This is a genomic window from Priestia sp. JSM ZJ58 (assembly GCF_044383985.1).
Lineage (GTDB): Bacteria > Bacillota > Bacilli > Bacillales > Bacillaceae_H > Priestia > Priestia zanthoxyli.
This window is the reverse complement of sequence record NZ_JBISEM010000001.1, coordinates 834476-847716: the sequence shown is the minus strand read 5'-3', so window position 1 is coordinate 847716 and position 13241 is coordinate 834476. Positions and strand designations below refer to the sequence as shown.

The 13241-nt window shown below is 38.3% G+C and carries 13 protein-coding genes; 1 reads left to right on the top strand and 12 read right to left on the bottom strand.

What is annotated here, in order from left to right; translation table 11 throughout:
• Positions 1–31 precede the first annotated feature (31 nt).
• The 7 genes from ACH6EI_RS04290 to ilvA all read right to left on the bottom strand — a co-directional run bounded on the left by ACH6EI_RS04290 (position 32) and on the right by ilvA (position 6804).
• Positions 32–604 (bottom strand): YpmS family protein, encoded by a 573-nt coding sequence (locus tag ACH6EI_RS04290; RefSeq protein ID WP_028415126.1) that lies wholly within the window; start codon positions 602–604, stop codon positions 32–34.
• Between the two features lie 12 nt (positions 605–616).
• Positions 617–1501 carry an SGNH/GDSL hydrolase family protein gene (locus ACH6EI_RS04285; RefSeq protein ID WP_014458541.1) on the bottom strand — a complete coding sequence of 295 codons (885 nt, stop codon included), beginning with the start codon at positions 1499–1501 and terminating at the stop codon, positions 617–619.
• Positions 1502–1737: 236 nt separating this feature from the next.
• Positions 1738–2316, bottom strand: coding sequence for an SCO family protein (locus ACH6EI_RS04280; protein WP_098999603.1), 579 nt, complete (start codon positions 2314–2316; stop codon positions 1738–1740).
• A gap of 24 nt (positions 2317–2340) precedes the next feature.
• Entirely contained in the window at positions 2341–3957 is a 1617-nt protein-coding gene (locus tag ACH6EI_RS04275; RefSeq protein WP_098999602.1) for an ATP-binding protein, read from the bottom strand.
• A 150-nt stretch (positions 3958–4107) separates the two neighbouring features.
• Positions 4108–4950 (bottom strand): DegV family protein, encoded by an 843-nt coding sequence (locus ACH6EI_RS04270; RefSeq protein ID WP_028415129.1) that lies wholly within the window; start codon positions 4948–4950, stop codon positions 4108–4110.
• A gap of 169 nt (positions 4951–5119) precedes the next feature.
• Entirely contained in the window at positions 5120–5371 is a 252-nt protein-coding gene (locus ACH6EI_RS04265) for a YpmP family protein (protein WP_013058743.1), read from the bottom strand.
• Positions 5372–5532: 161 nt separating this feature from the next.
• Positions 5533–6804, bottom strand: coding sequence for a threonine ammonia-lyase IlvA (gene ilvA, locus ACH6EI_RS04260; RefSeq protein ID WP_013084697.1), 1272 nt, complete (start codon positions 6802–6804; stop codon positions 5533–5535).
• 231 nt (positions 6805–7035) lie between these two features.
• Between ilvA and ACH6EI_RS04255 the strand changes: the two genes are divergently transcribed.
• The gene (locus ACH6EI_RS04255; RefSeq protein WP_028415130.1) at positions 7036–7254 is read left to right on the top strand and encodes a hypothetical protein; all 219 of its coding nucleotides are present in this window, start codon (positions 7036–7038) and stop codon (positions 7252–7254) included.
• Between the two features lie 294 nt (positions 7255–7548).
• On the opposite strand, the gene ACH6EI_RS04250 is transcribed toward ACH6EI_RS04255, so the two are convergent.
• The 5 genes from ACH6EI_RS04250 to ACH6EI_RS04230 form a co-directional block, all read right to left on the bottom strand.
• Complete coding sequence (locus ACH6EI_RS04250; RefSeq protein WP_028415131.1) at positions 7549–8034, bottom strand: dihydrofolate reductase; 486 nt, start codon at positions 8032–8034, stop codon at positions 7549–7551.
• The gene (locus tag ACH6EI_RS04245) at positions 8031–8825 is read right to left on the bottom strand and encodes a thymidylate synthase (RefSeq protein WP_013058746.1); all 795 of its coding nucleotides are present in this window, start codon (positions 8823–8825) and stop codon (positions 8031–8033) included. The genes ACH6EI_RS04250 and ACH6EI_RS04245 overlap by 4 nt, the downstream gene beginning before the upstream one ends.
• A 267-nt stretch (positions 8826–9092) precedes the next feature.
• Positions 9093–9995 (bottom strand): formyltetrahydrofolate deformylase, encoded by a 903-nt coding sequence (gene purU, locus ACH6EI_RS04240; protein WP_028415133.1) that lies wholly within the window; start codon positions 9993–9995, stop codon positions 9093–9095.
• Positions 9996–10280: 285 nt separating this feature from the next.
• Entirely contained in the window at positions 10281–12086 is a 1806-nt protein-coding gene (locus tag ACH6EI_RS04235; RefSeq protein WP_394530446.1) for an IucA/IucC family protein, read from the bottom strand.
• Entirely contained in the window at positions 12083–13240 is a 1158-nt protein-coding gene (locus ACH6EI_RS04230; protein WP_099331241.1) for an MFS transporter, read from the bottom strand. Before ACH6EI_RS04230 ends, ACH6EI_RS04235 begins: the two co-directional genes overlap by 4 nt.
• Position 13241 lies beyond the last annotated feature (1 nt).

Sequence of the window (13241 nt, the reverse complement as noted above, 5' to 3'; positions counted from 1 at the left end):
CAAAAAAAACCTTCCAAATTGGAAGGTTTTTTTATTCACTGCGCGAAATTAAACGTACGCGAATATCATCATTTTTTAAATCAAACTTTTGTACTTTTACAGCAAAATCACTCTCTAACTTCATCTGCTGTAACGCTACGTATACTGATTCATTCTTTGGATCGATTGTTACCCATTCTGGTAGCGCAAAATTATTATTTACGTATCGAAGCACTGTGCGGACAGGCAGCTGCAGCTTTCCAACAGAAAGTGACTGCTGTTCAAGCACAATATCTCCATTTTTTTGTACGATCGGATCAAATGTCATTCGAATATTAATATCATCGCCGAATACTTGAATCGTTCCGTCTACTCTTACTACATCGGTAAGAGTAATTTTGTAGTTAAGCGGCTGATTCTTAAATTCTTTTTTTAAATATTTATCAATCAGTACATTTAAGTCCGCTTTTTTAGCCAAAATAGTTAGTTCTGCGTCTCCTTCTACTTTTTCAGAGGGAGTTGGATTGACCTTGTCAACCGGTTGAAAAATAAACGCAATAATAAGGATAGCCCCTAGAACATTAATCCCTAATAACGCGATAAATAGGGTTTTCCACTTCTTCATATAACAATCTCCTTACTCGTTCCCACTCTCTTTCGTGTTTTTCTCTTTTTCATCAGATGTAACTTCTTCTGCTGTTTCCTTTTTCTGGTCTCCAACGAGAGGATCTTCTTCCTCCATTGATTTACTAATGCGCTCAGCCATTAGTTTGTACCCTTTTTTATTAGGGTGAAACTCGTCTTTCCCTAATAAATTTACGTCAGAATCATAAAAAATATCATCAATTTTTACATAACTTACATTATCATATTGAGAAGCAATTTTCTCGCTTGCCGCATTCCATTCATTAATAACGACATTAATTTCTTTCACATCACTTAACGATTTAAAGAATGGATTATAAAAACCGATTAAATAAATATGGGCATTAGGATTAAGCTTACGTATGCGTGAAAACACGTCATTTAGACGTTTTTCATATTTTGACTGCTGTGATTCAAACGTCTTAATTGAGATATTGTAAAAGTAATCCCTTACCACTTTCATCACGTCATTGCCGCCAATTGTCAAGAAAACGATGTCTGCTCTTGATACTTCAGCTGCTACTCCCGGCTGATTTAACCTTGCTAATAGCTGATCCGTCCGGTTTCCTCTTTTGCCTAGATTCTCTGTTCGTACATTTTGCACTTCATTTTGTTTAGAAAGGTATTTAGTTAAGTATGGTACATAACCGCCTTTTTTAGACTCATCTCCTACTCCTTCAGTTAATGAGTCGCCAATGGCTACAATATCTAAATCTACAGGAAAAAAGCCTTTCGGAATATGCTTTTTAGGTGTTAAATCCACTTCTTTCTGAACGGCTTCTTCTTTATTGTCCGTTGGCAAAAAAGTCGTCGTCGAACAGCTCGCTAACACCACCGCACTCATACTGCTTATCACTATACTTTTCCATTTTCTCATCATAACACCTACTAACTATGCTGTATTCTCGCTGTCACAAGCAATACTGCTTACCGCTCTGAATAACTATATCTTTATATCTTATCATACTATGTCAAGTTGATATTTTACTACGTTTCTTATATATAGTATATGTAAAAAAAAGGATAAGCATGTTTCTTTCATAAAAATATCCGCTCACACATCGCTGTAAAGATAGCTGTGTTTGGCGGATAGATTTGACGATTTTATAGCTCTTACTGAAGGGTTTTAATATCTTTTATCATATCATCATAAGGAGGATCAGTCACTCCCTGATAAGATTTTTGAACCACTCCATCTTTGTCAATTAGAAAAAAATACGTACCGTGAATAACCTGCGGATCTTCTTGCGGCTTTTTCACAATCATCTTAAATTGATCCAGCGCAAACTTTTCAATTTCCGCTTGTTTATAGCCCGTTAAGAAATCCCAATTCGAAAAATCAGCGCCAAATTTAGTCGCATAGTCCTTCATTTTCTGAGGAGTGTCCACTTCAGGGTCTACGCTAAATGAAACAAAGCGAACGTCCAGGCCTTCATCCTTAGCCATTTTTTGTAATTTAGCCATATGAGCCGTCATTGGGGGACATACGGTTTCGCAGCTTGTGAAGATAAAGTTAGCTACCCAAACGTTCCCTTTCAGCTGACTTAGCCCTACTTTCTTTTGATCTTGGTTAACATAAGAAAAAGAGTCCATCTTCCAATTAAGCGGATTTTCTATTTTGGAACCACAGGCTGTTAACATCATGTAACTAATAAGCAGTAAAAAAAACAATTTATAAGACCAGCTTTTCATATGTTCCTCCTGCACGGTTAAAGTTTAGTCATAGCTAGGGAAAATCAAGATAAACGTTGAACCTTTTCCTGGTATGCTTTCCACTTCAATTCTTCCATTCATTTGTTCCACCAGTTGATAAGAAACCATCAGACCAATCCCTGTTCCTTTTTCTTTTAAAGAATAAAACGCTGTTCCTAGCCGGTTCACTTGTTCACTGGTCATGCCTATACCAGTATCTTCAATTTGAATATGTACATGCCCTTCTCGCTTGTAAAGCCCCACTCGAAGCGTTCCCCCAGCTCTCATGGCTTCAATTCCATTTTTCATAATATTAAGCAGAACTTGATTCAATTCGTTTCGGCTGCCGCAAACATACATCTCTTCTTTTGCGTCTAATTCTATGAGTATATTGTTTGTTAATAAAGCATAAGAAGATAATAAATCTACTAAGCTTGTAATACACTCCAAGCAGTTAATAAAACGATGCTGGTGAACATCCGGCTTGGCTAACGATAAATAGTCATGAATAATCGCTTCTGCTCTGTCCATTTCATTAATCATAAGATGAATGTAACTTAATTCAGTGTTTGAAAGCTTTGTGTTATCTTGAAACAGCTGCAAAAACCCTTTTACCACCGTCATAGGATTTCGAATTTCATGCGCTACAGAAGCAGCTAATTGGCCAATTGCATTCATTTTCTCCGCTCGCTGCAATTCCTTTTGCATCCTCGTTTTTTCCATAATAACTTCCAATTCATCAATCGCTTTGGTAATTCCGTCTTTTGTATGACTGAGATCTGTTTCTACATTCAGGTGTTCTTTTGTTACTGACACTTGATGAAAAAGCTGCTGCAGCCGCTCGGTCATTTCATTAAATCTTGTGTGTACATTCCCTAACTCAGAATCATCTTCGTGTGTCAGCTTCACATCAAATTTCCCTTGACTCACCGCTTGAATTCCTTCTATTAATTCCCCAAGGGGCGACATTAATCGCCTTAGTCCCCAGTCTTGAATCACAATAATGAAGGTAAACAGAAGCGTAAACGCAACGACCAAAGACACAATTAAACGTTTTTGATAGATATAGATAGCGCTTGCATCTACATCTACACCAAGAATAGCCACAACTTTTCCAGAGCTGTTTGTAATAGGCGATAAAACGGTTATCCACGTCCCGAATTCGTCTTTGTATGTAGATGTTACGATATTTTTCTTTTTTCGTTCTGCTTCCTTAAATGATTTGTAAAATTCTTCTCCCCCATAATAAATCATGGACGGCTCTAGCGATTGCTTAATTTTCTTATTCGCTGTTACGATAATCTTATTTCCATGCGATTTGAATTTTTCGGTCGTCATAATATATCCCTGCAAGTACGACGGATGCAATTCATAAATCTTTCTGAACTGCTTTTCTAGCTCGTCTTTTTCAGGAATCGGCCCGTTCCTTGAATCCACTGCTGCTATTACGTCTTGTTTAGATAAAGACTCCCTCCATAAATCGGCCATAATTAACACATGCTGCGTTAACGTCTCTTTCGCCATTTTTTTTTGAACTTGATAGCTAATGGCTAAAGAAATGACTCCAAGGGCAACTACAATTAAAGTAGAAAATAAAACCGTTTTGTTAAACACACTCAAATTTCGAATATATTTTTTCATCGGTATACTCCGGATTCAAAAGAATAGTAACCAGCACAGCATTCGCTGGTAGAAAGTTGATTCTATTATATCACACGTTCGTCCACTTCTCTTTCTCCTTTTTCCAAAAAAGAGAAAGCCAAAAAAGTGACTTGCAAAAAGCAACTCACTTTATTCAGCAAAATACATAAAACCAATTGCACCAATACCCGTATGCGTCGAGATAATAGGCGTCGTATCTTCAATCGAAAATTGCGTATAGCCTCTTGCCTTCACGATTGATTCTTTTAGCTTAGAAGCGAGCCCAAGTCCATCTGCATGTACAAGCCCTACTCCTTTAATACTTTTTCCTTCTGTATGCTCTTCGAACTGCTTCGTTAAAAACTTAACAATTTGAGAATGACTGCGCACTTTAGCAACAGGAGTATATACTCCGTCAGCTAGGGAAGCAATTGGCTTAATATTTAAAAGAGAACCGATTAGCCCTTTTCCACGTCCAATACGTCCACCTTTAACCAAATTTTCAAGCGTATCGACTACGACAAAAAGATTCGTATTTTGACGCACCTCTTCCAAGCGCGCGACAATTTCTTCTACCGTATGCCCCTCTTCAATCATTTTCACCGCTTCAAAGACTTGAAACGAAAGAGCTTTTGTAATGTACATAGAATCGACAACGGTGATATTTCCTTCTACCATTTGAGCCGCGCTTTCAGCTGCTCGAACGGTTCCGCTCATTCCTCCAGTCATATGAATGGAAATGACGTCATACCCTTCACTCACTAATCGTTCATATACTTCAACAAAAGAACCAATAGCCGGCTGAGAGCTTTTTGGTAATTCTTTTGAATTTTTCATTTTTTCAATAAAATCTGTCGGCGTTAATTCCACGCGATCCAAATATGTTTCATTATCAATATTAATACATAAAGGTATCATCTCAATACCGTATTTTTCAGCTTCTTCCAACGTTAAATCAATTGTTGAATCCGTTACCACTTTAATTTTCGACATGTGTTCACCCCTATAAGATGCATTGCAGACTAGTATAACATGAACGCTTACAACAATATAGTTATAATAGAATGCAAGTTTTGCTAATTCGTAAAATGCATGTTCAACCTTTTAGATCAACAAAAAAAGTTGACTCTGCTGAAATATTCAGAAAAGTCAACTTTTACGTTTATGCATTATGCTTTAATACATGAGACTTAAAGAGCTGTTCGTAATCTTTCCATTTCAGCACGCGTTTTAAATATTCTTGAAACGAGTAGGTTTGCTTCGGAACTGATTCGTTCGTGATTTGTCTAATAAATAAATCAAGTTTTGCAGATAACATGAACCGAAACGTGCTATTTTCCTCTAAAACTGGAATTTCAGTAATTTTTACTTTTTGACCACTGACATGTTTAAATTCAAGGCTTTTTAATAGCAAGGCGATCAACCCTCTTTTTACCCGTTTATTTTATTATAATGCTTGAGGTACTTTCTGTCTTGATAAAATAAAAAGAAAACACAAATATTTTTTAAAATAAAAATGCTTCATCAACTTATTCGACAGTTGATGAAGCATTCCTTTTTAAAACGACCTTCTATTTAAATAAATAAGTGAAACAAGTTGCTTTCTTTATTAATTTCTGTGTAAGGAAATCCTTTTTTATCCATACGATTAATTAGTGGATAATAATCTTCTTTATGCTTAAGCTCGATTCCCACAAGTGCAGGCCCGCTGTCTTTGTTATTCTTTTTCGTATACTCAAAGCGCGAAATATCGTCTGTCGGTCCAAGCACTTCGTCTAAAAATTCACGAAGAGCTCCTGCGCGCTGAGGGAAGTTAACGATAAAATAATGCTGTAATCCTTCATAAATCATCGAACGTTCTTTGATTTCTTGCATACGTCCAATGTCATTGTTGCCTCCGCTGATGACGCAAACAACCGTTTTTCCTTTAATTTGCTCACGGTATGAGTCAAGAGCAGCAATCGAAAGAGCTCCTGCTGGTTCTGCTACAATCGCATTTTCATTGTATAGAGATAAAATGGTTGTGCAAACCTTGCCTTCAGGAACAACTACAATATCGTCCACAAGCTCTTTACTGATGTCATACGGAAGCGTTCCAACTGTTTTAACAGCTGCTCCGTCTACAAATGGATCGATTGCCGGTAGCGTCACTACATTTCCATTTGCTAAAGATGTCTGCATACCAGGCGCGCCTGCTGGTTCTACCCCAATCACAGCTGTTTGAGGCGAGATGCTTTTTACGTATGTGCCGACACCGGAAATTAATCCGCCCCCGCCGATACCCGCAAATACGTAGTCAATTTCATCTTCACAGTCATTGAACATTTCAACGGCTACTGTACCCTGTCCTGCAATAACGTCTACATCATTAAATGGATGAATAAATGTTCGATGCTCCTCTTCACTGCATGCAATAGCTTGTTCATAAGAATCATCAAACGTATCTCCGATTAGTACGACCTTTACGTTATCTTTGCCTAGAAATTTCACTTGATTAATTTTTTGGCGTGGCGTTGTGCTCGGCATAAAGATTTTACCATCGATATTTAAATGACGGCACGCATATGCTACACCTTGTGCGTGGTTTCCTGCACTTGCACAGGCAATTCCATTTTCTAATTCTTCTGGGGATAACTTTTTGATTCGATTGTACGCACCGCGGATTTTAAATGAGCGCACCACCTGTAAATCCTCACGTTTTAAATAGATATTACATTCATATCGTTCAGACAAAACGTCATTACGCTGTAGTGGTGTATGCACAACAACATCTTTAATCAATTGATTTGCAATCATGATGTCCTCTAAATGTACGTGTTTTGTTCGATTATCTACTTGTTGTTTCATAACCAACTTCCTTCCTCTTCTACCATTATTAATTTGTACATTATATCACATAAAATTTAGAAAAATCATTATTTTTCATTAATAATGACTAAAAAAACTTTTCCAACTATTTTACTGTCCACATACTTTACATATGTTTAGCAAACGCTAAATAGACTTACAAAATTGCCCATACTTTCTACATGCAGCTGATGCTATAACAGGTATAAATTAAGAAAGGTTGTGGAATAAATGGAGTTTTCACTTCAAAGTTATGAAAGTGCCATTCCGTGCGAAGTAGTTGCAGATGAAGAAAACGGTAGATATATGCTTCGCAAAGCAGATACAAGCGGAGAAGTTTTTAATACACCAAGCGAGCTGATTCAATGGATTGAAGCAAACTGGAGCGCTGAACAGTTTGTTAGCACAGCCGCTTTTCACGAAATGATGAAGCAATTAAAATCAATATAAAAAGAGATTGAGACATAACGAAATAGACCCCACCTAAAGACGTCTAATATGAATCGGTTTTTACACCGCAGTTGATTTCCGTGCAAGACTTCGCTTTCCGCGGGCGGTGAGCCTCCTCATTGCTTCCGCTCCCGCCTGAGTCTTCGCCTTGCCCTCCAATCAACTGCTAAAAGCACCTACAGACATGAAACCTACGTTCACCATCACAAAGAAAGATCCGAACGATGAATCGTTCGGATCTTTCTTCAACTACCATACTTTTGTCCCAGACTCGCATTTTTTTAATAAGGGAAATCAGCTTCGCTCGTATACGGTAAAATAATACGTGTAGGGATTTTTTTCATCTTTAATTCCTTGCTGCTTCGAAATAACTTTCCATTCGCTCAAATCAATCGCAGGAAAATGTGTATCGCCGTCAAAAGATTCTTCAATATGCGTAATATAAAGTCGGTTTGCAACGTCTAATGTTTGCTCATACAGAGTAGCTCCACCAATCACAAAGAGCTCGTCTTCTTTTTCAGCATCTAATGCTTCTAGTTCCTCAACTGAATGAATAACGGTTGCTCCTTCTTGCTGATAATCTTTTTGACGCGTAAGAACCACATTTTCGCGATTAGGGAGCGGTCGTCCAATTGATTCAAATGTTTTTCTTCCCATTACAATCGTATGACTCGTTGTGATGCGCTTGAAATACTTTAAATCTTCCGGAAGACGCCATGGCAAATCATTCTCTTTACCGATCAGCCTATTTTGATCCATTGCGACAATGAGGGAAATCATACGCTCACAGCTCCTTTAATGTGAGGATGCGCATTATAATCTACTAATTCAAAGTCTTCAAATTTAAAGTCAAAAATTGATTTTACGTCTGGATTGATTTTCATTTTTGGTAATGCATGAGGCTCGCGCGTCAACTGCAGGTTTACTTGTTCGATGTGATTGCTGTAGATATGCGCATCACCAAACGTATGAACAAAATCACCTGGCTCTAAATCACACACTTGTGCCACCATCATTGTAAGCAGCGCATATGAAGCTATATTAAACGGTACGCCTAGGAAAATATCAGCTGAGCGCTGATACAATTGACAAGACAATTTGCCGTCCGCTACATAAAACTGAAATAAGCAGTGACAAGGCGGCAAAGCCATATTGTCTACATCAGATACATTCCAGGCGCTTACCATTAAGCGGCGCGAATCAGGATTGTTTTTGATTTGATTAATAACATTTGTAATTTGATCAATTTTTTCGCCGTCCGGCGTTGGCCATGAACGCCACTGATGACCATATACAGGGCCAAGCTCGCCGTTTTCATCCGCCCATTCATTCCAAATGCGCACGCCGTTATCTTGTAAATACTTAACGTTTGTATCTCCTTGTAAAAACCAAAGCAGTTCATGAATAATTGATTTCAAATGAAGTTTTTTTGTCGTTAATACCGGGAAACCTTCTTGTAAATTAAAACGCATTTGATAGCCAAATGTGCTAATTGTACCTGTTCCTGTCCGATCTTCTTTTTTTGTTCCATTTGCTAACACATGCTCGCAAAGTTCAAGATATTGTTTCACTTCCGACACTTCCTTTATTAAAAAGTCCTTTTCTATTGTATAAGTGTTCACGGGCTAAGTAAACAACTAAATCTCAGCTCATATAGAAAAGTTCTTTATCATGTAGGTACGCGATTTCCCCGAAAAAAAACGAGAATGAGACCTAATGAAACCTACGTTTACCATGACCATAAAAAAATCCGAACGAATTTCATTCTCTCTCAAGAATCTCGATTCATCGTTCGGATCTTCCTTCGGCTAAACTACTTTTTAACAGCTTAGTCTTTGTTAATTAAATACAATTGTGCGGTTTTCATGCACTAAAATGCGGTCTTCTAAGTGCCATTTCACAGCGCGTGCAAGCACCGTACGTTCAATTAAGCGGCCTTTTTTCTTTAAGTCATCCGCATCATCACGGTGATTCACGCGTTCAATATCTTGTTCAATAATTGGTCCTTCATCCAAGTCGTCCGTTACATAGTGAGACGTAGCACCAATTAATTTTACGCCTCGTTGATATGCACGTTCATATGGACGTGCTCCAATGAATGCCGGTAAGAATGAATGGTGAATATTAATAATGCGATACGGATTTTCAGCCACAAAGGTCGGCGTTAAAATTTGCATATAACGCGCTAAAATAATTACATCAATATCATAATCTTTTAATACTTGAAGCTGTTTTGCTTCTGCTTCTTGACGAATGTCTTTTGTCGCTGGTATATGCTTAAATGGAATGCCAAACGATTCAACTACTTCGCGCGCATCTTCGTGATTGCTTACAACGACAGCGATGTCTGTCATCAAGTCTCCGCTTTCCCACGCCCACAGCAGCTCTAGCAGACAGTGAGGCTCTTTTGACACAAAAATAGCTGTTTTTTTCAAATTATGAGCATATGTAAACTGCCAGTTCATCGAAAATGTATCGGCAATCTTTTTGAAGCTTTCTTCTAGCTTTACTTCTTTAGCTAATAAATCCTCACATTCAAATTCGAAACGGATAAAAAACATGCCGCCTTCATGGTTTGTTGAATGTTGACTTGATTCTACAATATTTGCACCGTGCTCATGTAAAAACGTAGACACAGCGGCTACAATACCCGGTTTGTCCGGACAGCTAATTAGCAGCCGACCTCGGTTTTTATATTTCTCTTTATATGAAGTTAAATGTTTTTGAATATGCGATTTCATGTAATTCCCTCTCTTTTTTTAAATATACAGACAATTGTACCATTATCCTTGTAGCGATGCGACATTGAAATAAGGCTTTGACAAAAGAAAGCCGAAACGTTTGCTTCGGCTTGCGTATTTGTTGTTCTACCATCTACTCCATCAAATCGTTCATTCACTGATCTTTACGTTCTACACATACATAAAATGAGTGTTTCCTAAAGTGCTGCAGCTCATCCCCTTCGCTGCCTGCTTTAGAATTAACCATAAAAAAGCCGCTAGCACAACACCAGCGGCTTTTCCTTATTATTGCACGGCTTTTTCACTCACTTCATGCAAGGCATTTCTCACCGTACCATATTCGCTTGCGTGAGGACGATCTCCGTCATCTTCGTATCCGTAGTCAAACATTCGATTTCGATTTAACGTTAACTTCGTAATCGTTGGACGCAACAAATCAAATAATTCAAATCGTTTTTTCAAATGTGGAAATGATGCTTGATAATGCAAGATTTCTGCTCGTACACTTTTCCAAAAGTCCTCTTCTTCTACACCTTCATGCTCTTCTAAGATGCTTGCTAAATAGCGGAAGTGACAAACAAATAACCCTGTTAAAATAAACTGTGTCAATCCTTCTGGCTCTTCGCTGCGCAGCACTTCTTTTAATTCAAAAGATAGCTGCTGCAATTCTTCAAATGGCTGATCGCTAATATTCACGTCGTCTACAAAATCTTTCATAATAATTCGAACCGGCTTGTTGTTTTTAAGAACCAGTACCGTATTTTGACCGTGCGGGGAAAATACAGTGCCGTATTGATACAAGTAATGAAGTAGTGGCGGCAACACAGCGCTGGTTAGCGCATTAATCCACTCGTTAGGAGTTAAGCCTGACTTTTCAATATATGACGAAACTAAAGCCTTCCCTTGACCGTCAACATGTAATAGCGCAGCTAGCGTAATCGCATGCTCTCCTTCTTCTAGCTCTTGATAAATGCTTTCACGCCAAACGACTCCAAGCATCTCTAGATACTGATAAGGCGCATTTTTAATAGAAGCGAACGTCGGCTGAGTGACGTTTAACGTAGCCACTTCTCCTAAAAGTCCTACTTTGCACGTATCTTTTAAAAACGTATCACGATCTCTTATGCCTTTTATATGCTGAGTGACTTGAGGAGCAATGACCGTCCTCTCACTTGGAAGGCCTCTGTACACAAGCGTATTTAATATACTCATTGGAAGCTTTACGTGATACTTATCTCGATTTGTTGTATTCACAAACGTACGAATCGACTGCTGAGGCAAGTATTGATCCTGCCCTTCTCCTAAAGGAACAATTAAATTATTTGCAATGTATTCAGCGAATAAAGGAACAATTACGTTCAGCCACTGCCATTCATGGACGGGAATATAATAATAGTCCTCCGGTAAAAGACTTTGGCTTGTTAACTCTTTTTCAAATTCAGCTAGCGTCTCAGCGCTTAACTCCTGCTTCATGACATCATCAAAACCAAGGGTATCCAACGAATGAAATGAAGCAATTTGCTTCTCTACAGCAATCCATGAAAGCTGAATTTCTTGTTTTTGCTCAGGCGCAAACCGAAGATAGTCATCATAACCAAACCCAATGCGCCCTTTATTATACGTAATCCAAGGATGTCCCGTCATTTCACCTTCTAGCTCTGCGTAATCCATATCTGCTAATTCATCAGCTGATTTTCGATTTTGTAAATGCAAATCTGCTATTAATGTATGAAAATATTCTTTTGCTAAGTGACCTGCGGTTGAGCTAGACATTCCTTTGTCTTCAGATAGGCTAATTAACAGCTGCAAGGCCTCCGAAAATGTAGGGGTTGACGTTTTAGATGTCAACTTAATACTTTCTGGTAGTACAGAAAAACTGTCAAAAAATCGTTGTTTCGCTTGATATGTATACGTAACGCCCCGGTGATCTTCCCATCGATACGTGGCAAGCGCACCCTGCTTTTGCAGCTGTTTTGGCTCAATAATATTTTCATACATAAATTCCTGCAGCATTTTAGCTAAAAGCTGTCGATTTGCTTTTTCCCATGATTGCTTATTAAATACGGAAAGATTCGTTTCTTTGATTTTCATCCTTCATTCTCCTTTACTTGTCTTAGAATAGGGATTGTTTTATTACGCAGCGGCATTACAGCGCTAGCAGCTAGCAAAGCAGCTGCTCCCGCTACTAAAGGAAATGCCAAATCCACTTTGCTGATTTCTAATGCTACAATCGGTGCAATCAGCAGAGCGATATTTTGAACAGCAATAAGCCAGCTGTAATAGTAAGCAGCCGCTTCTTTACTTTTTCGAAATAAATAGATATCCAGTATAACCATGCTGAGATAAAACCCGGCTCCATATAAAATTCGGCTGATAATAAACACGCTGAGATGATCAGCATATGCCTGCAAACACAGCACCAAAACACTAGCACCCGTTATGCCATAAAAAAGCGGTATAACGTTGCCGTTCAATAGTTTGGTAGGTACCGTAAGCTTTAAGACAATCGCCATAATACTCGGCATCGCATACAGCAAAGCGCTGCCTTGACTGCTCATGCCATATGTTTCATGTGTAAACAATGTAAAATAAGGGCGAATGACATTGTGCCCAAGGTAAAAAAAGAAAATCGCCAGCAAATAAAAAAAGATGGGCTCGTTTATGCTTTGAATGGATGCCGGTGTTTTTTCTGCTTTTAAAGGTAATGCTTTTCTTGTTAAGAGCCATACGGCCAGTACCATATCAATTAAAGCAAAGTATTGATATACGTTAAGCGGCATTTCCCATGCAATAACCGTACTTCCAAACAAGCTAGCGACAATAATCGCCGTATGAACAATAAATACATACGTTGTTGCAGCACTTGCCTTTTTCTGTCCTTTTTTCATGCCGCCTACTAAATAGGGGTACAAAAGATATAAACTGCTTTGAAATAGGAGCAGCACTAAGGAAGTAGCTAAAAATCCATAAAAAGTAGAAACTTCGCTCAAAATGACTTTAATTAAGGCCGTCATTAAAAGTGACGTTACAACTACATATTTTACGTTCCATTTCTTAAACAGCATTCCCCATAAAGGTGTCATAACAATGACCACAATCCGGCAGCAAATAATGAAAAAAGACGTCATCGCCACTCCATCTACATGAAATGCATGTGTAAAATACTGTGGATAAAATGGTGATAATAATACTTCTGACGTCATGGTCATAAACAAGCAGATAAAAACAAAGCGCGGAGAAATCATT

What these genes read in the sequence shown, in the direction of transcription:
- ACH6EI_RS04290 (WP_028415126.1), bottom strand. Translation starts at nt 604, where the DNA reads ATGAAGAAGTGGAAAACCCTATTTATCGCGTTATTAGGGATTAATGTT.
- ACH6EI_RS04285 (WP_014458541.1), bottom strand. Translation starts at nt 1,501, where the DNA reads ATGAGAAAATGGAAAAGTATAGTGATAAGCAGTATGAGTGCGGTGGTG.
- ACH6EI_RS04280 (WP_098999603.1), bottom strand. Translation starts at nt 2,316, where the DNA reads ATGAAAAGCTGGTCTTATAAATTGTTTTTTTTACTGCTTATTAGTTAC.
- ACH6EI_RS04275 (WP_098999602.1), bottom strand. Translation starts at nt 3,957, where the DNA reads ATGAAAAAATATATTCGAAATTTGAGTGTGTTTAACAAAACGGTTTTA.
- ACH6EI_RS04270 (WP_028415129.1), bottom strand. Translation starts at nt 4,950, where the DNA reads ATGTCGAAAATTAAAGTGGTAACGGATTCAACAATTGATTTAACGTTG.
- ilvA (WP_013084697.1), bottom strand. Translation starts at nt 6,804, where the DNA reads ATGAAACAACAAGTAGATAATCGAACAAAACACGTACATTTAGAGGAC.
- ACH6EI_RS04255 (WP_028415130.1), top strand. Translation starts at nt 7,036, where the DNA reads ATGGAGTTTTCACTTCAAAGTTATGAAAGTGCCATTCCGTGCGAAGTA.
- ACH6EI_RS04250 (WP_028415131.1), bottom strand. Translation starts at nt 8,034, where the DNA reads ATGATTTCCCTCATTGTCGCAATGGATCAAAATAGGCTGATCGGTAAA.
- purU (WP_028415133.1), bottom strand. Translation starts at nt 9,995, where the DNA reads ATGAAATCGCATATTCAAAAACATTTAACTTCATATAAAGAGAAATAT.
- ACH6EI_RS04235 (WP_394530446.1), bottom strand. Translation starts at nt 12,086, where the DNA reads ATGAAAATCAAAGAAACGAATCTTTCCGTATTTAATAAGCAATCATGG.
- ACH6EI_RS04230 (WP_099331241.1), bottom strand. Translation starts at nt 13,240, where the DNA reads ATGATTTCTCCGCGCTTTGTTTTTATCTGCTTGTTTATGACCATGACG.